Source organism: Mesorhizobium sp. B2-2-4, from assembly GCF_006442375.1.
Classification (GTDB): domain Bacteria; phylum Pseudomonadota; class Alphaproteobacteria; order Rhizobiales; family Rhizobiaceae; genus Mesorhizobium.
The window spans coordinates 90,584-115,149 of record NZ_VFWB01000002.1; the positions used below are offsets into that span (position 1 = coordinate 90,584).

General features: G+C 63.5%; 22 protein-coding genes. 17 read left to right on the forward strand and 5 right to left on the reverse strand.

Annotated features, from left to right (window positions below; all coding sequences use genetic code 11):
* Window positions 1-3: 3 nt before the first annotated feature.
* From uxuA to FJ959_RS05620, 13 genes are all read left to right on the forward strand, one after another.
* A complete protein-coding gene (uxuA, locus tag FJ959_RS05560; RefSeq protein ID WP_140628943.1) occupies window positions 4-1,188 on the forward strand; it encodes a mannonate dehydratase in 1,185 nt (394 codons plus the stop codon).
* A 126-nt stretch (window positions 1,189-1,314) separates the two neighbouring features.
* Window positions 1,315-2,463, forward strand: coding sequence for an extracellular solute-binding protein (locus FJ959_RS05565; protein WP_140583948.1), 1,149 nt, complete (start codon window positions 1,315-1,317; stop codon window positions 2,461-2,463).
* On the forward strand, window positions 2,463-3,314 hold the full coding sequence (locus FJ959_RS05570) for an IclR family transcriptional regulator (protein ID WP_140555656.1): 852 nt from the start codon (window positions 2,463-2,465) through the stop codon (window positions 3,312-3,314). The genes FJ959_RS05565 and FJ959_RS05570 overlap by 1 nt, the downstream gene beginning before the upstream one ends.
* Before the next feature lie 27 nt (window positions 3,315-3,341).
* Window positions 3,342-4,373 carry a sugar ABC transporter substrate-binding protein gene (locus FJ959_RS05575; RefSeq protein ID WP_027027652.1) on the forward strand — a complete coding sequence of 344 codons (1,032 nt, stop codon included), beginning with the start codon at window positions 3,342-3,344 and terminating at the stop codon, window positions 4,371-4,373.
* A 132-nt stretch (window positions 4,374-4,505) separates the two neighbouring features.
* Window positions 4,506-5,489 (forward strand): ABC transporter permease, encoded by a 984-nt coding sequence (locus FJ959_RS05580; protein ID WP_140628946.1) that lies wholly within the window; start codon window positions 4,506-4,508, stop codon window positions 5,487-5,489.
* A complete protein-coding gene (locus FJ959_RS05585) occupies window positions 5,479-7,011 on the forward strand; it encodes a sugar ABC transporter ATP-binding protein (protein WP_140515235.1) in 1,533 nt (510 codons plus the stop codon). Before FJ959_RS05580 ends, FJ959_RS05585 begins: the two co-directional genes overlap by 11 nt.
* 3 nt (window positions 7,012-7,014) lie before the next feature.
* Entirely contained in the window at window positions 7,015-8,010 is a 996-nt protein-coding gene (locus FJ959_RS05590) for an ABC transporter permease (RefSeq protein ID WP_140515236.1), read from the forward strand.
* A gap of 2 nt (window positions 8,011-8,012) precedes the next feature.
* A complete protein-coding gene (locus FJ959_RS05595; RefSeq protein ID WP_140515237.1) occupies window positions 8,013-8,798 on the forward strand; it encodes an SDR family oxidoreductase in 786 nt (261 codons plus the stop codon).
* A 22-nt stretch (window positions 8,799-8,820) separates the two neighbouring features.
* Entirely contained in the window at window positions 8,821-10,026 is a 1,206-nt protein-coding gene (locus FJ959_RS05600) for a CaiB/BaiF CoA-transferase family protein (RefSeq protein ID WP_140628948.1), read from the forward strand.
* 2 nt (window positions 10,027-10,028) lie between these two features.
* The gene (locus FJ959_RS05605) at window positions 10,029-10,817 is read left to right on the forward strand and encodes an enoyl-CoA hydratase/isomerase family protein (protein WP_140497502.1); all 789 of its coding nucleotides are present in this window, start codon (window positions 10,029-10,031) and stop codon (window positions 10,815-10,817) included.
* Window positions 10,814-11,830, forward strand: a complete 1,017-nt coding sequence (locus FJ959_RS05610; protein WP_140628951.1) for a hypothetical protein — start codon at window positions 10,814-10,816, stop codon at window positions 11,828-11,830. The genes FJ959_RS05605 and FJ959_RS05610 overlap by 4 nt, the downstream gene beginning before the upstream one ends.
* Window positions 11,831-11,844: 14 nt before the next feature.
* Window positions 11,845-13,614: a CoA-transferase gene (locus tag FJ959_RS05615; RefSeq protein WP_140628954.1), complete on the forward strand. Its 1,770-nt coding sequence runs from the start codon at window positions 11,845-11,847 to the stop codon at window positions 13,612-13,614.
* Window positions 13,615-13,620: 6 nt separating this feature from the next.
* Complete coding sequence (locus FJ959_RS05620; RefSeq protein ID WP_140628957.1) at window positions 13,621-14,463, forward strand: SMP-30/gluconolactonase/LRE family protein; 843 nt, start codon at window positions 13,621-13,623, stop codon at window positions 14,461-14,463.
* Between the two features lie 14 nt (window positions 14,464-14,477).
* Here FJ959_RS05620 and FJ959_RS05625 read toward each other — a convergent pair whose 3' ends face one another.
* The 5 genes from FJ959_RS05625 to FJ959_RS05645 all read right to left on the reverse strand — a co-directional run bounded on the left by FJ959_RS05625 (window position 14,478) and on the right by FJ959_RS05645 (window position 20,078).
* Window positions 14,478-15,398: an ABC transporter permease gene (locus FJ959_RS05625; protein WP_140515241.1), complete on the reverse strand. Its 921-nt coding sequence runs from the start codon at window positions 15,396-15,398 to the stop codon at window positions 14,478-14,480.
* Between the two features lie 31 nt (window positions 15,399-15,429).
* Window positions 15,430-16,524 (reverse strand): ABC transporter permease, encoded by a 1,095-nt coding sequence (locus tag FJ959_RS05630; protein ID WP_140561639.1) that lies wholly within the window; start codon window positions 16,522-16,524, stop codon window positions 15,430-15,432.
* A complete protein-coding gene (locus FJ959_RS05635) occupies window positions 16,508-18,055 on the reverse strand; it encodes an ABC transporter ATP-binding protein (protein WP_140628960.1) in 1,548 nt (515 codons plus the stop codon). Before FJ959_RS05635 ends, FJ959_RS05630 begins: the two co-directional genes overlap by 17 nt.
* A 98-nt stretch (window positions 18,056-18,153) precedes the next feature.
* Complete coding sequence (locus tag FJ959_RS05640) at window positions 18,154-19,248, reverse strand: BMP family ABC transporter substrate-binding protein (protein ID WP_140555643.1); 1,095 nt, start codon at window positions 19,246-19,248, stop codon at window positions 18,154-18,156.
* Complete coding sequence (locus FJ959_RS05645; protein ID WP_140497518.1) at window positions 19,245-20,078, reverse strand: GntR family transcriptional regulator; 834 nt, start codon at window positions 20,076-20,078, stop codon at window positions 19,245-19,247. Before FJ959_RS05645 ends, FJ959_RS05640 begins: the two co-directional genes overlap by 4 nt.
* Before the next feature lie 249 nt (window positions 20,079-20,327).
* On the opposite strand from FJ959_RS05645, the gene FJ959_RS05650 reads away from it, so the two are divergent.
* Genes FJ959_RS05650 through FJ959_RS05665 form a run of 4 tightly spaced genes read left to right on the forward strand, consistent with a single transcriptional unit; the run spans window position 20,328 to window position 24,552 of the window.
* Window positions 20,328-21,185, forward strand: coding sequence for an aromatic ring-hydroxylating dioxygenase subunit alpha (locus FJ959_RS05650; RefSeq protein WP_140628962.1), 858 nt, complete (start codon window positions 20,328-20,330; stop codon window positions 21,183-21,185).
* A gap of 31 nt (window positions 21,186-21,216) precedes the next feature.
* The gene (locus tag FJ959_RS05655) at window positions 21,217-22,107 is read left to right on the forward strand and encodes an aromatic ring-hydroxylating dioxygenase subunit alpha (RefSeq protein ID WP_140555640.1); all 891 of its coding nucleotides are present in this window, start codon (window positions 21,217-21,219) and stop codon (window positions 22,105-22,107) included.
* A gap of 21 nt (window positions 22,108-22,128) precedes the next feature.
* Complete coding sequence (locus FJ959_RS05660) at window positions 22,129-23,895, forward strand: Rieske 2Fe-2S domain-containing protein (RefSeq protein WP_140628965.1); 1,767 nt, start codon at window positions 22,129-22,131, stop codon at window positions 23,893-23,895.
* 9 nt (window positions 23,896-23,904) lie between these two features.
* Window positions 23,905-24,552, forward strand: a complete 648-nt coding sequence (locus tag FJ959_RS05665) for a glutathione S-transferase (RefSeq protein WP_140564393.1) — start codon at window positions 23,905-23,907, stop codon at window positions 24,550-24,552.
* The last annotated feature ends 14 nt before the right edge of the window (window positions 24,553-24,566 follow it).

The following is a 24,566-nucleotide window of genomic DNA, read 5'->3' on the forward strand; positions in this document are numbered from 1 at the left end:
TTCATGGAACAGTGCTGGCGCTGGTATGGTCCCGATGATCCGGTGACGCTTGAACATGTCAGGCAGGCCGGCGCCACCGGCGTTGTCTCCGCGTTGCACCAGATCTATGACGGCCGCGCCTGGCCTGAGGCCGATGTGCTCGAGCGCAAGCGGATCATCGAGGCGGCTGGCCTGAAATGGTCGGTCGTCGAGAGTATTCCGGTGCACAATTCCTTCAAGATCGGCGCGCCCGAGCGCGAGCGCTATGCCGGCTACTACCGCGACAGCATCCGGGCGCTCGCCAAGGCCGGCATCGAGACGATCTGCTACAATTTCATGCCTGTGGTGGACTGGACCCGCACCGACCTAACGTATCGCCTGCCGACAACCGGCTATGCGCTGCGCTTCGATGCGATCGATTTCGCGGCCTACGATCTTTTCGTGCTGCAGCGCAAGAACGGTGCGGCAAGCTATACGCCGGCGCGTATCGCCGAGGCCGAGAAGCGGCTGAAGATGCTGACGCCAGAGCAGATCGACCGGATCGAGCGCAACCTCATTGCCGGCCTACCGGCGACCGAACGCAGCTATAACAGGGACAGTTTTCGCGAAGCCCTGGCTGAATACGATTCGATCGGGCCGAAGGAGTTGCGCGACAACCTCGCCTGGTTCCTGCGCGAGATCATTCCGGCGGCCGAAGAGGAGGGGGTGCGCATGTGCATCCATCCCGACGACCCGCCATTCTCGCTCTACGGCCTGCCGCGCGTGGTTTCGACGGCACAGGACGCGCGTTTCATCCTCAACGCCGTCGACAGTCCCGCCAATGGACTGACCTTCTGCACCGGCTCCTATGGCACGCGCGCCGACAACGACATCGTCGCCATGGTCAAGGAATTCGCCGACCGCATCCATTTCGTCCACCTGCGCAACATCACCATCGAGGAGGACGGCTCGTTCTATGAAGCCGAGCATCTCGAAGGCGGCACCGACATGGCGAACGTCATCCTCGCTCTGATGCAGGAAGAAAAGCGCCGTCGCGAGCAAGGCCGGGCCGACTGGCAAATCCCGATGCGGCCGGACCATGGGCATCTGCTTGCCGACGACATCGGCAAGAAAAAGATCAACCCCGGCTATTCGCTTATCGGACGGCTCAAGGGGTTGGCTGAACTGCGCGGCATCATGCGCGCCGTGGAGCGTTTCGATCTGGCTTGAACCCTGCATCGGCCAGTCGGGAGGATGTGTGCGCTTGCGCGAATGAAAACAAGTTGCGCATATGAAAAATGGTGCTAGTGTCGATGGCGAGCCGGCTATTGCCGGTGCCGGGAGGATTTGAGTGGCATGACGAAGCTGCGCGGACTGGCGTGGGATCATAGACGATGCTGGGGTCCGCTGGACGCCAGCATCGAGTCCTATTGCGCCGCGCATCCCGGCCTGGAGATCCAATGGGACCGCCGCAGCCTCTATGAATTCGGTGAGGGCGCCCTCGGTCCGGTGCTCGGCACTTACGATCTGGTCGTGTTCGACCATCCCTTCATCGGCGATATCGCCCAGGATGAACTGATGGTCCCGTTCGACGCTTATCTGTCGGCCGAACAGATCCATTTCTTCGAACGTGACTCAGTCGGGGCGTCCTGGCGCTCCTACCAGAAGAACAGCCGTCAGTGGGCGCTGCCGATCGATGCCGCCTGCCAGGTCGCCTCCTATCGGCCGGATTTGCTGGAGCGCTACGGGCCGGTGCCCAGCACGCACCAGGACGTGCTGGAGCTTGGCCGGCGCGCGCGCAGCGACGGCAAGTGGCTCGGCCTGCCCTTCGTGCCGACCGACGCCATGTGTCTGCTTCTGACGCTTGGCCGTCCCCAGGAAGATGGCGAGCAATTCATCGCGAAGGAAATGGTCGAGCAGGCGATTGCGCAATTGCGCGAGCTTGTCGCGCTTTCGCACCCGGACTCGTCGAAGTGGAATCCGATCCGCTGCTACGACCACATGATCGCGCATGACGACGTTGTCTACGTGCCGTTCGCCTTCGGCTATGTGAATTACGCCTCGAAACCCGACAGGCCCCATCTGCGCTTCGCCGACGTGCCCACCCCGCAAGCCGCCGGCGCCTTGCTCGGCGGTGCCGGCATCGGCGTCAGCGCCCAATCGAAGCACAAGCAGGCCGCGATCGACTATGCACTGTTCCTGTGCTCGCCCGAATACCAGCGCGGCGACTATGTGAAATCTGGCGGACAACCGGGTTCGCTGGCTGCCTGGAAGGATGGCGGGGTCAATGGTCTTTCCGGCGATTTCTTCGGCTCGACGCTGCGGACGATCGCCTCGTCCTATCTGCGTCCGACCCATCCGGGCTTCATCGCCTTCTTCCGCGAATGCGCGCCGCATGCCGCCGCAGCCATAGCCGGTGACATGTCGGCGACCGAACTCGCAGGCCACGTCAACAGCCTCTACCGCGAAACCAGGCAAGTGCAGCCGGAACGGAGCGTCGCCTGATGGCCGCCAGCGTTGCCGAGACGCTCGATGAGGGCGAAAGCGGCCGCAACGGCTATCGCGTGCCGGCGGTGGAGAAGGCGCTCGACGTTCTGGAATTCATGGCCTCCAGCGCCGAAACGCTGACCCAGACCGAGATCGCGACCGGCCTCGGCCGCTCCATTCACGAGATCTACCGCATCCTGCTTCTGCTGGAGAAACGGGGCTATATCTTTCGCACGCAATCGGACCGTTTCCGGCTGTCGCTGAAGCTGTTCGAACTGGCGCACATGCATCCGCCGGTAAACCGGCTGGTGGAATGCGCTCTGCCGGTGATGCGCGAATTGACCGCCAATGCCGACCAGAGCTGCCATCTCGTGGTGCGCGAGGGCCAGAACGCACTGGTGGTTTTGCAGATCGATTCGCCGCTGCCGATGCGCTACTCGGTAGCACTTGGGTCGCATTTCCCGATCCTCGAAACAAGTTCGGGTGCCGTGCTGCTCGCCCATTCGAACCGGGCCGAGCGCGACCGCATCGTCGAGCGCATCGTGGCCGCCGGTGAGGGTCAGGGCACGCGGGCCGAAATCGAGGCGCGGCTGAACGAGGTCGCCAGGCTCGGCTACGAGATGCGCGCTTCCTTGGCCGTTGCGGCCTGCACCAACATCTCCATGCCTGTGCACGATCACACCGGTGCCGTCATCGCCGCGCTAACCGTGCCGCTGCTGCCGCAGAAGGCGGCGCGGTTCGACAGCGAAACCGTCTTCGAACGCGCCCGCGCCGCCGCCGAGAAGATATCGGCGGCACTCGGCTGGGGCGAAGCCACCAACTCCTTACGTGCCGACCCGGAACGGCGGGACTATCCGTTCAGCGACTAACAAAAGCGATAAATCTGGGAGAAGAAAATGCTCTGGTCCAAGTCAATCCTGTTTGCGTCCGCCGCCGTGCTGGCGCTCGGCGCCGCCGCCGCGCATGCCGAGAACATGCCCAAGCGCATCGGCTACGTCACCAACTACGCCACCCATGAGTGGTATCAGAACGTCATCAAGGGCATGAAGGCTCACGGCAAGGAACTCGGCATCGAGGTCGAGGTGCAGGATGCCAATCTCGACATAGCCAAGCAGGTCGCCGCGGCCGAAGACTTCATCGCCAAGGGCGTCGACGTGCTGATCATCACCCCGGTGAACGAAGAAGGCGTGGTGCCGCTGCTGCGCCAGGCCAAGGCCGCCAACGTGCCGGTCGTGCTGGAAGGCAATCCGGTCAAGGGCATGACCACCATGGTCGCCATCTGCGACTACGACACCGGCTATTTCTCCGGCGTCGAGGCCGGCAAATACGCCAAGGAAAAGCTCGGCGGCGTTGCCAAGGTGATGAATGTCGGCCTGCCGCTGCTTTCCGCCACCGTGCTGCGCTCGCACGGCTTCATGGACGGGCTGAAGACCATCATCCCCGATGCGGTCATGGTCCACGATCTCGACGGCGGCGGCAATCCGGACCGCGCTCTCGAAGTGTCCTCCGCGGCACTGGCCAAGAACGCCGATATCAACATCATCTACGGCATCAACGATTCGTCTTCGTTGGGTGGCCTGCAGGCCTGGAAAGCGGCGGGCAAGTCGCAGGATGGCCTGTTGACGGTCGGCACGGGCGGCGAAGGGCTTGCCTTCATCAACGCGATGCAGAACGAGCCTTCCTACCGCATCGAAGCCGCGATGTTCCCCGAGAAGGAAGGCTTTACCGCCATCGATGCCGCGGTGAAGCTTTTCAACAATGAGGAAGTGCCGGAGCACATCGTCAGCCCGACCGCGCCGATGAACGGCGACGATTGGAAGAAGTTCTATGACTATGACGGCACCACCCGCACCATCAAATGGGATGCCGTCAACGCGCTGCAGCCGCCGGCAAAGTGCATGAAGACCTCCGCCGACCTGAAGAAATAAGGCCGGCCGATATCGCCCTTCCCGTGTTGCGGGAAGGGCAGGCGGCCAGGACCTTTCGGTGGCCAAGACAAATGCCGGGTTCGACACGGCAGGTTCCAGAGGGACCAGGCAAACGGCCGGGAATGGACTGAAATGAGCGAGCTTACACAGGCCTCCGCGTCGAAGCGTTTCATCGGCGGCAACCTTCTGGGCAGCAGCCAACTCGTGCTGGGCGCAATCCTGGCCGTGCTGTGCATCGCCATCTCTATCGCGGCGCCGCAATTCTATTCGGAGGCCAACATCATCGCCATCCTGCGCCAATGCGCTCTGGTGCTGATCGTCGCCTCGGGCATGACCATGCTCATCATCACCGCCGAGGTCGACCTGTCGGTCGGCGCGTCGCTCGCCTTCGTCGGCTGCATCGGCATGGCGGTGCTCAATTCCACCCATAGTCTTACGCTCGGCATGCTGGCGGCGCTCGCCTTTGCCGGCGGGGTCGGCCTGTTCAACGGGCTGGTCGTCACCAGGCTCAGGGTGAATTCGCTGATCGCCACCATCGGCACGATGATGATACTGCAGGGCGGCGTCTATCTGTTCACGCGCGAGGCGGTGCAGAACCACAACCAATTGGCAAGCTTCACCGATCTCGGCGCCGGTTATGTCGGCCCCGTGCCGGTTCCCGTCATCCTGGCGGCGCTGATCTTCGTGGTTGCCTATGTGACGCTGCGCTTCACCACGCTCGGCCGCTACCTCTACGCAGTCGGCGCCAATGAAAAGGCGGTGCGCCTGTCAGGCATTCGCTCGGAACGGCTCAAGCTGTTGGCCTTCGTCGTCACCGGCCTGTGCGTCGGTGTTGCCGGCATGATCCTGTCGTCGCTGATGAATGCCGGCCAGCCGACCGCCGGCCGTGGCTTCGAGCTGACGGTGATTGCCGCCGTCATCCTCGGCGGCACCAGCCTGCTTGGTGGCCGCGGTTCGCTGTTCGGTACCTTGCTTGGCGTTCTGGTGCTGAAGGTGATCGACAACGGCATCATCATCCTCGGCTGGAACCAGGATTTGCAGATGGTGGTGCCGGGCATCGTCATCATCCTGGCAACCTATCTCGACATCATCCGGAACAGAGCCAATGTCCGTTGATTTCCTGCATCCTGGCGAAGGCGCGGCCATCGATACCGATGTGCCGGCGCTGGAATTGCGCGGCATCGGCAAGCGCTTTCCCGGCGTCGTGGCGCTCGACAATGTCGACTTCACCCTGGAGCCCGGCAAGATCCATGCGCTGATGGGCGAGAACGGCGCCGGCAAGTCGACGCTGATCAAGATCATGGCCGGCGTCTACGGCAAGGATGCCGGCTCCATCCGCATGCACGGACGCGAGGTCGACATCAAGTCGCCGCGCGACAGCTTGAAGCAAGGCATCAAGGTCGTGTTCCAGGAGATCGCGCTGATCTCCGAATTCACCGTTGCCGAGAACATCTTCCTGGAAGGCTATCCGACCGGCAGAAGCGGCTCCATCGACTGGAAGAAGATCCGCGCCGATTCAGCCGCGCTCTTCGACCGCATCGGCTTCAACGTCGATCCGGCGGCGCGAACCGGCTCGTTGCCGGTCAGCCAGCAGCAAATGGTCGAGATCGCCCGCGCGCTCGCTCATGAAGCCCGCGTGGTGGTGATGGACGAGCCGACATCCTCGCTGACGCCGAACGAGGTTTCGCTGCTGTTCACCGTCATCCGCCGGCTTGCCGACCTCGGCATCGCGGTGGTCTATGTCAGCCATAAGCTCGACGAAGTGTTCGAGATCGCCGACACGGTGACGGTGCTGCGCGACGGGCGCCACATCTCGACCAAGCCGATCCGCGAGCACACCAACGACACGCTGATCCAGGACATGATCGGCCGGCGCATCGAAAATCTGTTTCCCCGCAAGCGTGGCGCACCGGCTAGCAAGGTAGCCCTGTCAGTGGACAAGCTCAGCACGGCGAAGAAGCTCAACGGCGTGTCCTTCGAGGCGCGCGCCGGCGAGGTGCTCGGCTTCTTCGGGCTGATGGGCGCCGGTCGCACCGAACTCGCCAAGGCGATCGTCGGTTACGATCCGATCACTTCGGGCACGATCACCGTCGACGGCCAGCGCCTCTCGCCGCACGATACGCGCACCGGCGTCAGGTTAGGTATCGGTCTGCTCACCGAGGATCGCAAGAGCGAAGGGCTGATGGGCGAGCTGCCTGTCTACCAGAATGCCAGCCTCGCCTCGCTCGGCGCCTTCGCCCGCATGGGCTTCGTCGATAAGGCCAGGGAACACAAAGCGGTGCAGGATTACGTCGACCGCTTCCGCATCAAGACGCCCAGCCTGTTCCAAGAGGTGAAGAACCTGTCTGGCGGCAACCAGCAGAAGGTGCTGATCTCGCGCTGGCTGATGCGCGGCCTCAAGGTCATCGTCGTCGACGAGCCGACCCGCGGCATCGATGTCGGCGCCAAGTCGGAGATATTCGCCCTGATCGACCGGCTCGCCGGCGAAGGCTTGGCTGTCGTCATGATGACGTCGGAGATGCCGGAACTGCTCGGTCTTGCCGACCGGGTCGCGGTGATGTGCGAAGGCCGCCTGACCGCGATCATGCCGCGCGACGAAGCCACGCAGGAGAAGATCCTCAATGCGGCGATCGGATAAGACATGAGCGTTGTGAATACAGTCTCCGCGAAAGCCCGGCCGTCCATGCTGGCGCGGCTCTTTGCCCGGCAGGAATTGGCGCTGCTGGTCTGCCTCGTGCTGGTGCTGGCTTTCTTCTCCGTTACCGTCGAGAATTTCTTCTCCGTGCGCAACATGACCAATGTGCTCGGCCAGGCCTCGCTCGCGCTCACCGCCGGCATTGGCTGCGCCATCGTCTTCATTTCCGGCGAGGTCGATATTTCGATCGGATCGCTGCTGGCGACCATTGCACTGCCGCTGATCATCATCATGAACGACACCAATTCGCTGCTGCTCGGCGTCGGCGGCGCGCTGTTGTTCGGGCTGATCATCGGTGTCGTCAACGGCTATCTCACCGCCTATGCCGGCATCAACTCGCTGATCGTGACGCTGGGCACGATGTTCATCATGCGCGGCGGCGTCTATCTCTACACTGGTCAGCGGGCGATCCCTGACGATGCCAGCCTCGACAGCTTCATCGCGCTGTCGGATGGCCGCCTGTTCAACGTCATCCCCTATTCGGCCGTCATCGCCATCGTCCTGCTCGCCGCCTTCGCCTACATGATGCAGCACCGGCCGTTCGGACGGCAAATCTATGCCGTCGGCGGCAATCAGGAAGTGGCCCGTCTTGCAGGCTACGACGTGCGGCGGGTCAAGTTCATCTGCTTCATCATCAGCGCGCTGCTGGCGACGGTCGCCGGCATCATCCTGGCCGCGCGGGTCGGCTCGGCACAGCATACGGCGGGGCTCAATTTCGAATTCCAGGTGGTTGCCGCCACCGTGCTCGGCGGGGTCAGCCTTGCGGGGGGCATCGGCAGCCTGACCGGCATGGCGCTGGGCGTGCTGATCCTGCAATTCCTGTCCAACGGCCTGCGCGGGCTTGGCCTGCCGACCGAGTGGCAGCTGGTCATCACCGGCATGATCATCATTGCCGCGGTCGCCCTTGATGAAGCGAAACGCCGGCGTGCGAATGGAGGCTGAAGATGGCTCGTCTTGAAGCAAAAATCGCCGTCATCACTGGTGCGGCCGACGGGATCGGCCACGCGATCACGCAAGCGATGGCGCGCGAAGGGGCGCATGTCTTCCTGGGCGACATCGCCGACAGCGCTGGTGAGGATTTCGCGGCCGCACTTCGCGCCGCCGGCCACCGCGCCGACTATCTGCATTGCGACGTTTCGCAGGAGGCCGACATTTCAGGCCTCATCGACAGTGCCGTCAAAAAGACGGGACGCCTCGACATCCTCGTCAACAACGCGGCCATTGCCATTGGCGGCATGCCGGTGCACGAGATGACCGACGAGCAGTGGCACCGGCTGATAGCAGTCAACCTGACCAGCGTGTTTCGCGCCTGTAAATACGCGCTGCCGCACATGATCGCGCAGAAATCGGGCTCGATCATCAACATGGCCTCCGCGCAAGGCCACATCGGGCTTGATGGCTGGACCGCCTATGCCGGTGCCAAGGGCGCGGTCATGGCGATGACACGCCAGATGGCGGTTGAATTCGGGCCGCTGAACATCCGCGTCAATTCGATCTCGCCGGGCACCATCAACACGCCGATGAACGACAAACTCATCAAGGAGATCGGCGGCAATCTTGCCAAGGCCTGGGTCAAGATGCATCCGCTCGGCCGTATCGGCGAGCCTTCGGAAGTGGCCGAGGCCGCCGTCTATCTTGCCTCCGATGCCGCCGGCTTCACCACCGGCACCGACCTGCGCGTCGATGGCGGGCTGACGGCGGCGCCGCGCTACGTTCCCGAACTGCTTTGAAAATTTTGAAACGAGACATGACATGAACAAGGCCCTCGAAGGCGTCCGCATCCTCGATTTCAGCCATCTGCTGCAGGGGCCGTTCGCTACCCAGCTGCTCGGCGACATGGGCGCCGATGTCATCAAGATCGAGCGCGCCGGCGCCGGCGACATGTTCCGTGGCATGACCTTCTTCGCCAAATGGGTCGGCGGCTCGGAGAGCCCGAACTTCCTCGCCTGGAACCGCAACAAGCGTTCGATCGCGCTCAATCTGAAGAGCCGCAAGGTGCATGCCATCATCATGGAAATGGCGAAAAGCGCCGACGTGGTGGTGCAGAACTTCCGCCCAGGCGTGCTGGCCAAGCTCGGCTATGGTTATGAGGATTTCAAGACTGTCAATCCGCGCATCATCTATTGCTCGGGCTCGGGCTATGGCGAGGAAGGGCCTTATGTCGAGCGCCCCGGCCAGGACATGCTGATCCAGGGGCTCGCAGGGCTGATCGCCAACACCGGCCGCGGCGATCAAGCCCCGGTTCCCGCCGGCGCCGGCCTCGCCGACCAGATCGGCGCCATGAACATGGTCTACGGCATCCTGTCGGCGCTCTATTATCGCGAGAAGACCGGCAAGGGCCAGAAGATCGAGGTCAACCTGCTGGCCGGCCTCTTGGCGCACCTCAACCAGGAATATGTCGCGGTGCTCAACCTTGGTGAGGACTTCGTGCGGCCGAATTCCGGGATCGGCCATCCCGGCATGCAGGCGCCGTTTGGCATCTACGAGACCAGCGACGGCGGCTACGTGTCGATCGCCATGAGCCCGTTCAAGACGCTCTACGAGGTGCTGGAGGCGCCGCAGCTTGCCGTCTACGACGATCTCAAGACTTTGTTCGACAAGCGCGATGAAGTCTTCGAGAAGGTGAATGCCGAGACCAGGAAATTCGCCACGCAGGATTTGTTGGCGCGGCTGCTGGCAGCCGACATCTGGTGCGCCGAGGTGAAGGATATCCGCCGCGCCGCTGAGGACCCGCAGGTCAAGCACATGAGCATGATCACCAGCTACGACCATCCGCGCGGCGGTAAGGTGCAGGTGGTCGCCCCGGCGGTCAAGATGAGCGAGACGCCCGCGACCATAGAACGGCCGGCGCCGCTGGTCGGCCAGCACGGCCGCGAGATCCTGGCCGAGTTCGGCCTCTCCGAGGACGAGATCGCCGCATTGGAGGCGTCCGGTGACATGACCGTGGACGCCGCCTGACGATGCGCGCCTACCAGACACTCACGGTCGAAACCGCGGGCCGCGTCGCGATCGTCACCTTCCGCCGCGCCGATCAGCTCAACGCCATGAACCGGCTGATGCAAGGCGAGATCACTGAAACCTTCGAGTCGCTATCCGGCGATGCAAGCATCGGGGCGATCGTGGTGACAGGGGAAGGGCGCGGCTTCATGGCCGGCGCCGACATCAAGGAATACGCCGCCCAGACCGGACCGGAATTCGACATTTTCCAAGCTGCCGGCATGCGCATGTACGCGGCCATCGAGAACAACCGCAAACCGGTGATCGCGGCGGTCAACGGCTTCGCGCTGGGCGGCGGCATGGAGCTGGTGCTGTGCTGCGACCTCGTCATCGCCAACCAATTCGCCAAGCTCGGCCTGCCGGAAATCAAGCTCGGGCTGATCCCCGGCGGCGGCGGCACGCAACGCAGCGTGGCCAAGCTCGGCCGCAACCGCGCCAATTTCCTGCTGATGACCGGCGCCATCGTCCCGGCCTCGGAATTCGTCGCTGCCGGTCTGGTCAACGAGATCGTCGAGGTCGACCGGCTGATGCCGCGCGCGCTGGAACTGGCAGAAATGATCGCCGCCGAGCCTGCTGCCGCAATCGAGGGACTGAAGGCGCTGACGGCGCATGCCGTGTCCGGTGATCTGGACGATGGGCTCACCATGGAGCGCGACATATTGGGTGAGCTCTATCGCAGCGAGATCGGCCAGCAGCGCGTCAAGGAGTTCGCCGAGCGGAGCACGACAAAGGCAAAGAAGGGCGGGCCGTGAACGCGGGCGACGATTATCGCGGATTGGGCTGGGCGCGTGGCGCGCTGACTGTCCAGCGGCTTGGCGCGATGCTGGCGCCGGTTACGTTCATTCTGGAGGACGGTCGGCAGGTTTCGCCGATGCACATTGCGCCGTGGTCGAACGAGCCGCAGGCGCAAGCGCTGCCAGGCATCCTGCGCAAGTTGCGCGGCGAATGGCCCTGCGTGCCCTTCGGCTATTCGGTGCCGGCCGATGGATGGCCCGAGGACTGGGCTCGGGTGATGGGCTCGCCGGAGGAGGGCGAGGAAGCCCATGGCCATAGCTCCAACCATGACTGGCAATGGCGCGAGAGCGCCAAAGGATCGTTGTCACTGACACTCGCCTATCCAGCCGGAAGCCCGGTCGGGCGTGTCGAGCGGACGGTGACGCCCGATCCGTCGATGCCAGCCGTCGACGTTGAATTCAAGATCGTCGTTCGCCATGCCTGCCGATTGCCGATCGGCTTGCATCCGGTGTTCCGGCTGCCAGCGGAGATCGGCGCCGCCGCGCTGGAACTTGGTTCCTTCGATCACGGTCGCACCTATCCACACGATGTCGAAACTAGCGCTGAACTGTTCGCCCGGAACGCGTCCTTCACTGACTTGTCGAGCGTACCGGCCCGCGCGGGCGGCATGGCTGATGCTTCGCGACCGCCGCTGGTGGCCGACACGGAGGAATTGTTGCAGATCGAGGGCCTGGATGGCACGGTGGCGCTCGCCAATCATGCGGACGGGTACCGCGTGAAACTTTCCTGGCAGAAGGAGCATTTCCCGAGCCTTTTGCTCTGGTACTCCAATCGTGGCCGCAAAGCAGCACCCTGGAACGGGCGCCATGTCGCCATCGGCATCGAGCCGATCTGCTCGCCCTTCGGGCTCGGCCCGGCGACAGCGTTGGCCGACAATCCGATCGCGCAATCCGGCATTGCGACGGCGCAGGAATTCTCGCCTGAAAAACAGTTCGTGACCCGCTATCGCATCGAGGCATCCGCGCTGTGACGAACCGTGCCGCAATGTCCCTGGTCAAGCCGAACCGGCCGCGCTTCACGGATGTCGAAGGACTGGCCGCGATGGTCGGCCATGGCGAATCGTTTGGTGTCGGCGGCCACCATTTCGCCCGGCTGCCGATCGCATTGCTGCGTGCGATAGCCCGGTCGGGCGTCAAGGATCTGCATTACATCTGCTGGGCCGGCGGCTTGCCCCTCGAACTGCTGCTCGAAGCGCATGCCGTGGCTGAGATCGACCTCTGTTTCTCCAGCCTCGACATTTTCGGCTTGCCGCCAAAATTTCGCGCAGCCGCCGAAAGCGGCGCGATACCGGTTCGCGATTGGACGGCGCTGGCCATGATCCAGGCGCTGCGGGCGGCGCAGCAGAACCTGCCCTCGATGCCGTTCCAGCTTCCGCTGGGATCGGGCATGCTGGCGCGCGTGCCGGGTGCGAGCGCCAGACCTGATCCGATTGCCGGTACCGAAAACGGATTCATCCCGCCGCTGCGGCTCGACACATTCGTCGTCCATGCCCAGCGCGCCGATGAAAGCGGCAATGTGCAGATCATCGGGCCCCGCGCGCTGGACTTCGCCATGGCGGGTGCGGCGCGCAAGGTGCTGGTCACGGTCGAGGAAATCGTGCCGGGCGGGACGCTGCGCCAGGACGGCCGCCAGAGCGTGCTGACCCGCAACCAGGTTTCGGCGATTGCGCTGGCGCCGGCCGGCGCCTATCCGGCCTCGTGCCTGCCGTTTTACGTCACGGATTATCAGCGATTGTCGGAGGCGTTCGCCGACCGGCAAAGGCCTTTGGCGGACAATCTGCGCCCGCCTTCCGAGGGCGTGCCGAAGTCGCTGCAAAGAGCCGCGAAGCTTCGAGCTGACACAGTGCTTGCCATGCCGGCGCTTGCGCGCGCCGAAGAGAAAGCATCCGTCGACGAGATCATCGCCGCCCGCATCGCCGCCGAACTCACCAATGAGAGCTTCGCCAGCGCGGGTGCCGTCTCGCCGCTGGCCAATGTCGCCTATCGCCTGGCCAAGGCGACGCACGCGCCGGATATGATCATCGCGACGATGAGCTGCGGCCATCTCGACATCGCGCCGAGCCCGATGATCCTGTCGCTGATCGAAAGCCTCGATTGCGAAACGGCCGTCGCGCATGCCGGCGGCGACGATACCTACTCGACCTATTACCAGGCCGGCGCGGTGACGCACGAGATCGTCGGCGCGGCACAGGTCGACCGGCGCGGCCGCGTCAACACGATCGCACTGCGCAAACCAAGCGGCGGCCTCATCCGGTTGCCGGGGCAAGGCGGCATGGCCGATGTCGCCAACATGCACCGCGATTACCTGCTCTACATCCCCCGCCACTCGATCCAGTCGCTGGTGGACGAGGTCGAGATCGTCAGTTCCGCCCGGGGGTTGCTGACGGCGGCCGAACGCGAGCCGATGGGCTATCGCACCGGCAGGGCGCTGGTCTTCACTGATCTCTGCGTCTTCCGGCTCGACGAGACTTCGAGGGAATTGATCGTCATCGAAACCATGCCGGGCGTTACGCAGCAGCAAATCCGTGACGCCACCGGATTTGCGGTGTCGTTCGACGCCTGTTGCCGCGAGGTCTCGCTGCCTTCCGACAGCACGCTCGCCATCTTGCGAAACCGCATCGACCCGCTCGGTCTGCGCCGTCTGGAGTTCGTCAGCGCCAAGGAGCGCGGCGCGCTGATCGCCGAGATTCTTGAAGCCGACCGCGCGATGGTCGAACGCTGCATCGCCGCGCAGACGGCGCTTGTCGAAAGCTGAGATCCCATGGCCAAGCCGTTGCTCGACATGTCAGCCGCGCGCGTTTTCTTCGACGGCATCTTCACCAGCCCGCGCGTCGCGCATCCGGAGGGCGTGGCCGTTCACCGCGATGGCTCGATCTGGTGTGGCACCGAAACCGGCGACCTGCTGCGGCTGGCCGCCGATGGCGGCTCGGTCGGGCGCATGGGCGGCACCGACGGTTTTCTGCTCGGCATCGCTTTCGACAGCGCGGGAAACTGCTTTGCCTGCGACCTCAGGCATGCCGCGATTTTCCGCTGGGATGCCGCGACAGCGCGCATGGAGCGCTTCGCGTCGGCCGGCATTCGCGTGCCGAACTACCCGATCGTCGACGAGGCGAGGGGTTGGCTCTTCGTTTCGGACAGCGTTGGCCAGGACAATCGCTCGGGCATCTTCCGCTACGATCTCAAGACGGGCGAGGGCGGCCTGTGGTGCCGGGAGGCGATGTCGTTCGCCAACGGCATGGCGATGGCGCCGGACGGCAACGGCCTCTATGTCGTGGAAAGCGACGCACCCTGCATCAGCTATGTGCCGATCCTTGCTGACGGATCGGCGGGGGCTCGTGAGATCGTCGTCGAGGGCGTGCACAATGTTCCGGACGGAGTGGCCTTTGCGCCTGACGGCTCATTGTTCATCTCATGTTATGAGCCCAGCCGTATTTATCGCTGGCAAAAGGACAAAGGTCTCGAAGTGCTGATCGAGGATTCCGCCGCAACCACGCTGGCGCACCCCACCAACATCGCCTTCAAGGGCGACAAGCTCTATACCGCCAATCTGGGTCGCTGGCATATTACCGAGATCGACTTGAGCCTTCTCCAGCAAGGGAAGTAGCATTTCGCAGAAGGTCAACTCGTCGGGCGAAAGGGTTTTGCCAGCGAGGCCGGGAAGTGCAGGGCCAGCATCTGACGGTTTCGTGAGATCAGCACCAGAACGATGATGGTGGCGAGATAAGGCAAGGCCGAGAGCAGTTCGGATGGCACGTCCAGCCCCAGCGCCTGACCTTGCAACTGAAGGATCGTCATCCCGCCGAACAGCCACGCGCCAAGCAGGATGCGCAGCGGCCGCCAGGTGGCGAAGACCACCAGCGCAAGCGCGATCCAACCCTTGCCGGCAGTCATGTTCTCGACCCAGAGCGGCGTGTAGGCGACCGACAAATAGGCGCCTGCCAGGCCTGCCATCAGCCCGCCGAACAGCACGGCCATGTAGCGGATCCTGATCACGGGATAGCCGATCGCATGCGACGTCTGCGGCGACTCGCCGATCGTGCGCAGCACCAGGCCAGCTTTCGTGCGGTAGAGAAACCAACTGATGGCGACGAACATCAGCAGGGCCAGATAGACCATCGGATCGAAGCGGAACAGTAGCGGACCGATCAGCGGCAGATCGGACAGAACGGGGATGTCGAGGCGGCGCAGTGCCTCGATCGGCTCGCTGCCGAAGCCGCGCCCGAGGAAGGCAGAGACGCCCGAACCGAAGATCGCCAGCGCCAGGCCGGCTGCATATTGGTTGGTCAGGAACGTCAGCGCCAGAACGCCGAACAGCAGCGAGGCGGCCGCACCCGCCAACGCGCCGGCGAGGATCGCCACAGGCATCGGATAGCCCGCGGTGACGGCCCAGAATGCCAATGCGGCGCCCATCAGCATCATGCCTTCGATGCCGAGATTGAGGACACCCGACTTCTCCACCACGAGCTCGCCGAGCGCGGCGAATATCAGCGGTGTGGCGGCAATGACGGTGCCGGTGAAGATGGCGATGAACAGATCCATCAGGCTGTCTCCCGCACGACCCGAAATCCGCTCATCGTGCCGTCTCCAGCGCATGCGTGTCCCGGACGGGTCGCACCAGTCGAACGCGATAGAAGATGAAGAAGTCGGCGGCGAGCAGGAAGAACAGCAGGATGCCCTGGAAGATCCGCGTCAGGGCCGAAGGCAGGCCGAGAGTCATCTGCACACCTTCGCCGCCGAGGAAAAGCAGCGACATCAACAGCCCGCCAAGCACGATGCCGAAGGCGTTCAGCCGTCCGACGAAGGCAACGATGATGGCCGCGAAGCCGTAGCCTGGTGAAATCTGAGGTGAGAGCTGCCCTAGCGGCCCGGCGGCTTCCGCCATGCCGGCGATGCCGGCCGCGGCACCTCCCGCCAGCAGTCCGATCCAGACCGCAGCCGATTCGCGAAAGCCGGCATAGCGGGCGGCAAGCGGTGCAGCCCCGCTCACCGACATCTTGTAGCCGAGGAAGCTGCGGTCGGTGAACAGCCACATCAGGAGCACGGCGACGACCGTGATGAAGATCGACGGGTTGAGCCGATAGGCGGGGTCAAAGGATTCGAACAGGGCCGCCGTCGGCAGAAGTGCCGTCTGCGGATAGTTGAAGCCGGCCGGATCGCGCCACGGTCCGTGCACGAGATAGGACAGGAACAGCGTCGCGATATAGGTCATCATCAGCGTGACCAGGATCTCGTTGGTGTTCATGCGGGCGCGCAGAAAGGCGGGGATTGCCGCCCAGGCCATGCCGGCGCCCATGCCGGCGATGAACATCAGCGGCAACAGCAGCACGCTTTCGGGGTTCGGCCAGAAAAGCCCCACGCCGCTGGCCGCGATTGCCCCCATGGTGAACTGGCCCTCGGCGCCGATATTCCAGACATTGGCGCGGAAGCCGACCGCCAGCCCGCAAGCGATGAGGATCAGCGGCGAGGCCTTGAGCAGCCATTCGGACAGGCCGTTCATGGAAGAGAGCGGCTCGATGAAGAAGGCATGGAGGGTCGCCAGCGGATCATGTCCGAGGGAGGCGAAGAAAATCGATCCGACGACGACGGTCAACAGGGTCGCCAGTGCCGGCGCGGCGACGCGCATCAGCGAGGAGGGCTCCGGCCTTTGTTCAATCCTGAAGCGCATTGTTGCCACCCCCATTTGCCAATGCGCCGTCGCTCATGCCGCGGCCCGTCATCAGAAGTCCGATCTCCTCGCGATCGGTCGTCTTGCGCGCCAGCGGTGGGGAAACCTTCCCTTGGCAAATGACCAGCAGCCGGTCGCAGATCTCGAACAACTCGTCGAGTTCCTCGGAGACGACGAGCACCGCCGCGCCGGCGCGGCTGAGATCGACGATGGTCTGCCGGATGAAGGCGCTCGCGCCGACGTCTACCCCCCAGGTCGGCTGAGACACCAGGAGGAGCTTCGGCTGGAGCGCGATCTCACGCCCGACGATGAATTTCTGCAGATTGCCGCCGGACAGGCTTTGCGCGGTCGCCTGCGGCCCGTTGGCCTTGACCTTGAACCTATCGATTATGCCGGCGGCGAACGCCTTGGCCCGGCGCCGGTCGACCAGCCCGTTGCGCACCGTGCCGAAGCGGTGCGCGGTCAGCACCGCATTCTCCCACAGCGTGTGCGAGGGCACGGCGCCGCGCCCGAGCCGCTCTTCGGGAACGAAGGCGACGCCGAGCTTGCGGCGCTCGTGCGGGCGAAGGCGGGCTGCGCCGGTTCCGCAAATCCGGATGGCGTCGCTGCGCTCATGCGTGCGCTCGCCGCTGAGCAAGGCGATCAGCTCGGCCTGGCCATTGCCGGAAACCCCGGCCAGGCCGACAATCTCGCCGCCATGCACCTTGAAAGAAATGTCCTTCAGGTCGACGCCGAAATGATCCCGGGACTTCACCGTAAGTCTGTTGACCTCGAGCACCGGTCTGTCGCTTGGCGTCGGCGGGCCGACATGCATTTCAGGCAGCTTCGAACCCACCATCATGCGGGCAAGCTCCAGCGACGTCGTCTCCTTCGGACGCGCGGTACCGGTGACCTTGCCGTTGCGCAGCACGGTGGCGGTGTCGCAGAGCTCCTGGACCTCGTCGAGCTTGTGGCTGATATAGACGATGCTGCAGCCCTCGGCGGCAAGTTGGCGGAGCGTCTCGAACAGCTTCACCACCGCCTGCGGCGTCAGTACCGAGGTCGGCTCGTCGAGGATCAGCAGTTTCGGCCCCTGCAGCAGGCAGCGCACGATCTCGACGCGCTGGCGCTCGCCGACCGACAGGTCGTGCACCTGGCGATGCGGGTCGATGGGCATGCCGTAGCGGCGCGACAGATCGCGGATCTTGTCGGCGAGCGAAGGCAGGTCGTATGCGCTGCTTGCCGAGAGCGCTATGTTCTCGACCACCGAAACGGATTCGAACAGCGCGAAATGCTGATAGACCATTTCGATGCCGAGTGCGCGCGACATCGCCGGGGTGTGCGTGGCGATCGGATTGCCGTCGCAAAAGATCTCGCCGGAATCGGCTTGCGTCGCCCCATAGATGATTTTCATCAGGGTGGATTTGCCGGCGCCGTTTTCGCCCAGCACGGCATGGATCTCGCCGGGTTGAATCGACAGCGACACATCGTCATTGGCGACGACGCCGGGATAGCGCTTGCAGATGTTGCGCAGTTCTAGTCGCGGATGCATGGCGGGTCCTGCCGTGGCGTGAAGCGAGGTTGGACGGGAACCAGGCAAGGAGACGCCGAAGGTATGGACTTGGGCGTCTCCCGGCACTTTTACGGTGATCAGCTCAGCCTGCCGATCATCCCCTTCACAAACCAGTTCATGCCGCGAATGTCGTCATCGGCCAGAACCGAACCGGCGGCAACCTTGACGTTGCCGTCCTGATCCTTCAGCTCCCCGGCGTACGGATGAAGCTTGCCGCTGCCGATGTCGGCCTCGAGCTGCTTGAGCTTGGCGCGCGCATCGGCGGGGATACCCTCATTGTAGGGGGCCATTTTCACCACCCCGGCCGCCAATCCGTCCCAGCGGACTTCCGGCTTCCAGGTACCGGCGGCCACGGCCTTGGCTGCGCCGACATAGTCGCTGGTCCAATCGAGAACGAAAGAGGTCAGCTGCTTGCCCGAGGCGAATTTCGACATGTCGCTGGCATAGCCGATCGACCAGGCGCCACCTTCGCCGGCGACCTGTACGCCGGTCGCGGTGTCCGTCATCGAGCAGACCACGTCGCAGCCTTGAGAGATCAGCGTCTTGGCCGCCTCCTTCTCCTTGCCCGGGTCGAACCAGGAATTCAGGAAGATGGTGTTGCAGGTCGCGTTTGGATTGACGCTCTGCGCGCCAAGCAGCAGCGCATTTGCCGGACCGACGATGTCGGGGATCGGAAAGCCGCCGATGAAACCGATCTTGCCCGATTTGGACATGTAGCCGCCCGCCGCGCCGGCGACGAAGGTGCCTTCGTAATATTTCGCTTCGAAGGTTCCCAGATTGGCTAGGTGGACGATGCCTGAGCAGTGTTCGAACGCCACCTTGGGAAAGCGCGGCGCCACCTTCTGCATCGGCGTTCCATGCGAAAAGCTTGTGCCGAAGATCAGCCTGTTGCCGGCGCTGGCCAGTTCGCGGAAGACACGCTCGGCGTCCTGCGGCATGAAGATGTTGTCGATGACGGTGAGCTCGACCTTGTCGCCGAATTCGGCCTTGATGGCCTCGACGCCGAGGCTGTGCTGCTTGGTCCAGCCGATCTCGGCGACCGGCGAGACGTAGACGGCACCGATCTTCAGCACCTCCTGCGCCTGTGCGATGGTGCTCAGCGCTCCCGCGCCAAGAGCCGCGCCGGCCGCGCCGCTGTGTTTCAGGAATTCACGTCTCGTCAGTTTCTTCATGATGGTAGCCCTCTGTTGGTCTTTTTTGTTGATGCCCGGCTTGTCGGTGCCCGGTCTGTTCTGGGGATATGGAGGTGGAGATGCGTTGCCGCGTCGCCGCCGCCGGATGCATTCGACAATCTTCGCAGCGGCACAGTCGCGCCGTCGGCCTTGCCGTCGAGATAGGGCGCTAGCGCTTCGGCAGGCGTCATCTCTGGAAACACTGCGCGATCCATGATGTAGCCGCGCACCACCGCGCGGTGGTGGGTGTCGATCAGGTCCATGGCCGGTTTCAGCCGGCCCTTCTCCAGCAGGTCGACGACCCGCGAGTGGTCGTCCAGCAGATTGCAATAGTCGAAATCGGCTGAAATGAGGGAGCGCAGCAGCGTCGTGCGGCGCACCAGCTGCGCGTGGATTTCCTGCATGACCTTGTTGCGGCTGAGGCGTACGAACACGGTATGGAACTCTTGGCCCAGCACGTCGGCCAGCGCATCGTTGCCGGCGGCAACAGCTTGGCGCTGGCGCTCGACATGCTGGCGCAGTTCGGCCCAGCCGGCCGGCCCAAGGCGATCGCTGAGCTGTGCTGCGACGCCCTGTTCGACGAGCGTCAACGCGTCGTAGATCTCCATCGCCTCCTGCATGCTCGGCTTGGCGACGAAGGCACCGCGGTTGCGTTCGATCTGGGCCAGCCCGTCATCGGCGAGCCGGATCAGGGCCTGGCGCACCACGATGCGGCTCACGTTGAATATTTCGGAGAGTTCGCGTTCGCCGAGCTTGCAGCCGGGCACGAGGCGATGGTCGATGATGGCGCGGGTCAGCGTATCCGCGATGGTCTGGGAACGGCTGCTCAAGGCATGGTTCTCCGCCATTTCGACGACATGATCAGCGGGCTTTCGTGATGGCGACATGCCTCGTCAGGACATGACATATCCCAGGTTCAGCTTTCTCATATCGGAATTCAATCATCATAATCTGTCAACACAAAAAAGGATTTTGGACGACAAAAAAATGTTGATTGGTATCCAATCTTGTGGTTTCGTCGTCCCGAAACGTCGGGCTAGGTTCATGGTGAAGGGCTAGCCGAGTTGGGAGGGAAGCCGATGGCAACCCGTTGCGTTGACCGCGAGCTTTTGAACGACTGGCACATCGTCGCGGATCAGGAATCGCTAAGCCAGGATACGCGGTTTGCCACATGCCTGCTTGGGGTCGCTCTCTCCGTTCACAAGTGTTCAAACAAGATCGAAGTCGTTCGCAGCGATACGGGCGCCACGCTGAAAAGCGCCCAGCGTTATGGCTTCATCTGGACCTGCCTGGACAAGCCCTGGCGCGACATCATCTATATCCCTGAGGCCAATGAGGCAGACCGGCATCTGGTCAGCGGCGGTTCGATCGCGGTCAAGGTGTCGGGCCTCCGCGCGGTCGAGAATTTTCTCGATATGGGGCATTTCCCCTTCATTCATACCGGCTGGCTCGGCGAGGAGCCGCATACCGAGGTCGCGCCCTACAAGGTTGAGATCACAGCGCAGGACGAGGTGCTGGCGACCGAATGCAAATTCTATCAGCCGGTGGCTTCGCCGACCGCCAAGGAAGGCTTTGTCGTCGACTACATCTACAGGGTGATTCGGCCCTACACGGTGGCTCTCTACAAGAGCAACCCGATCCAGAAGGACCGGCTCGACGTCATTACCCTGTTCGTGCAGCCGGTGGACGAGGAAAACTGCATCGCGCATCCTTACCTCTGCTATCTTAAGGAAGGCATGGAGGCGGCAACGGTGCGCAGCTTCATGCAATTGATCTTCGCCCAGGACAAACCGATCCTGGAGAACCAGGTACCCAAGCGCCTGCCGCTCGATCCACGTGCCGAGACCCCGATCCGTGCCGATGCCGTGTCGGTTTCCTACCGGCGCTGGTTGCGTGATCGGGCCGTCACCTATGGCGCGATACCGGCACAAGCCTGATGACGTCTGAGGGCTTCCAGAGGATAAAACGATGACAAAATGCTCGGATCCTGTGATCCTCAATCTCTGGCATCCCGTAGGGGCGATCGCCGAGACCATTCCCGGCGCTGTCCAGGACACCGTTCTGCTCGAGGAGCGCCTCAGTTTTGCGGTCGATATGGATGGTGAGCCCGTCGTCTGGCGCTCACGTCCCGATGTAGAACGGGTGGATCGTGTTCCAGGCGCCGACAGACTGCCGGCAAGAAGCGCCTACGGCTATGTCTGGACTTCGCTCGGCTCGCCACCGGCCGAGCTGTTCCCGATCCCGGAATATGAAGAGCCGGACCGCCGCAAGCTCAACGCGGCCACGTTTGGCGTCAACGTCTCGGCACCGCGCGCCATCGAGAACTTTCTCGACATGGGCCACTTTCCCTATGTGCATACCGACATACTCGGCGTCGAGCCGCATACCGAAGTCAAGGAATACGACGTCGAGATATCCGTCGACCGTGACGAGATCCTGGCCACGCGCTGCCGCTTCTTCCAGCCGATGGCTTCGACCGCTTCCGGTGGCGGCGCCGACGTGGACTATGTCTATCGCGTGCCGCACCCCTATTGCTCCGTGCTCTATAAATCGAGCCCGGTCGACGAGGCACGGCGCGACGTCATCGCCATCTTCCTGCAGCCGGTCGACCAGGAGCACGTGCGCGCTCACATGCTGCTTTGCGTGCTCGACGAAGACAATGAAGACAAGGTGATCAAGCGCTTCCAGCAGACGATCTTCGGCCAGGACAAGCCGATCCTGGAAAACCAGGTGCCCAAACGCCTGCCGCTCGATCCGCGCGCCGAAACGCCCATCCGGGCCGACAAGTCGGCCATCGCCTACCGGCGCTGGCTCAGCCAGAAGGGCGTGACCTACGGTGTCATTCCGGTTGCGGCCTGACGAGATTCTTGGAGACGATTGATGTTGGAAGAAGCCAGAAGCCAGTGGCATCCGATCGCCGCTTCCCATGATTTGCCGTACCGCCACGTTTTCCATAGTCAATTGCTCGGCCGGGAATTCGCCGTCTGGCGGGCCGATGACGGCTACATCAACATCTGGGAAAACCGCTGCCTGCATCGCGGCGTCAGGCTGTCGATAGGCATCAATGACGGGCGCGAGCTGAAGTGCCAATATCACGGCTGGCGTTATTCGAACCGCACCGCCGGCTGCACCTACATTCCCGCGCATCCTGCCGACGCACCGGCCCGCACCATCACCAACCGCACCTTCCCCGGGGTCGAGCGCTACGGCTTGGTCTGGTCCTCCGAGGAGCCTCGCGGCGAGGTGCCGGATGTTGCCGCGCTGACCGAAGGCAAGCTGCTCGCCTTGCGCGGCATCGCGGTCAACGCGCCGGCCGACAAGGTCGTCGAAAGGCTGAAGGCCTATCGCTTTCAGCCCAACGCAGCGATCGAAGGCGAGGGCGCGGAAACCATCATCGAGGCCGCGCGGGATTTTGCCGTGGCGCTGCATTCGCGCGATGGTGGTGCCGAGACGCGCGGCGTGTTCTTCGTGCAGCCGGTTGATTCAAACCGTTCGGTGATCCGTGGCGTGCTCGATCAGGAGGTCGAAGCAGCCGCCCGCATCGCCATCCTGCGCCACCACAATGAGCGGCTTTCCAAGCTGCGCGACGAGGTCGAGCGCGACGTCGCGAACGCACCGGCGCCCGCGCCGATCGAGCCGATCTACGAAAGGGTGTCGGCCGAACTCGCCGAAATGCCCGAGGTGACCGCGCATGGCCGCAAGGCGGCGCTGCGCGTCAGCGTGGCCAGGAAATGGCAGGCGGCCGACGGCGTTGCCGGTTTCGAGCTCCGCCCGATCAAGGGCATCCTGCCGACGTTCCAGCCTGGAGCCCATATCGACGTCCATATGCCCAATAGCGAGATCAGGCAGTATTCGATCACCAACGGCCCTGGTGAAACCGACAGCTTCATCATCGGCGTCAAGCTGGAACGCGATTCCAAGGGCGGTTCGAAATGCATGCACGAGACCGTGCGCGAGGGGGACGTGCTGGCGATTTCCGAGCCGCGTAACAATTTCCCGCTGCGCCGTGACGCGATCAAGACGCTGTTCGTCGCCGGCGGCATCGGCATCACGCCGCTGCTCGCAATGGCGCAGGCGCTGAAGAACCAGGAACTGGCGCACGAGCTGCACTATTTTGCGCAAGGGCAGGAACACCTCGCTTTCGCCGATCGGCTGAAGCATCTCGGCGATGCGCTGAAGCCGCATCTCGGGCTGTCGCCGGACGCGACCGGCGCCGAGCTTCGAGGGATTCTCGCCGGTTACCGGGACGGCATGCATCTCTATATCTGCGGTCCCGGACCGATGCTGGAAGCCGCGCGCAAGATCGCCGCCGAGCAGGGCTGGCCGGATACCGCCATCCATTTCGAATATTTCAAGAACACCAACAAGATCGACGACAGTTCGAGCTTCGAAGTAGCGCTGGCGCGCTCCTGCGTCACGCTGCAAGTGCCGGCCGGCAAGACGATCATGCAGGTGATGCGCGAGAATGGCATCGATGTTCCGTCGTCCTGCGAGCAGGGCGCATGCGGCACCTGCGTCGCCACCGTGATCGAAGGCGAGCCGGACCATCAGGACGTCTACCTCAACGATGCCGAGCGCAAGGCCGGAACCAGGATCATGACCTGCGTCTCGCGCGCCAAATCGGCACGCCTCGTGCTCGACGTTTAGGAACTCCCGATGATCACGCTTTACGATTACGAACTTTCGGGCAATTGCTACAAGCTGCGGCTGCTGATGAGTTTTCTCGGCATCGACTACAAGACAGTGCCGGTCGACTTCTACCCCGGCCGCGAACACAAGTCGGAATGGTTCCTGAAGCTCAATCCGCTCGGCCAACTGCCGGTTATCGAGGATGAAGGGCTGATCCTGCGCGACGCCCAGGCGATCCTGGTCTACCTCGCGTCGAAATACGATCCGTCGAGCACATGGTATCCCCGGAACAGACCGGCCCTGCTCGGCGAGATCAGCCAGTGGCTGGCCTTCGCCGACGGCATCACTTCGACGGCGTCGGCCGCCCGCCTGCACGACGCGCTGTTCTACGATTTCGACATCGATGCCGCACGCGCCGGCGCGCACCGGCTGTTCCGTATCCTCGACGAGCATCTGTGGTTCGGCGAGCAGCAGGGCCGCGGCTGGATCTGCTCGGCCGATCATCCGACCATCGCCGATATTGCCTGCTTTCCCTACATCATGCTGTCGGAGGAGGGCGGCATTACGCGCCAGGACTATCCCGCCATCCGGCGTTGGTGCGATCGTGTCAAACGCATCAAAGGCTTTACCGTGATGTCGGGCGTGTTCCCGGCGGGGCCGGCCAAGGCCGCATGATTTCTATCGCAACG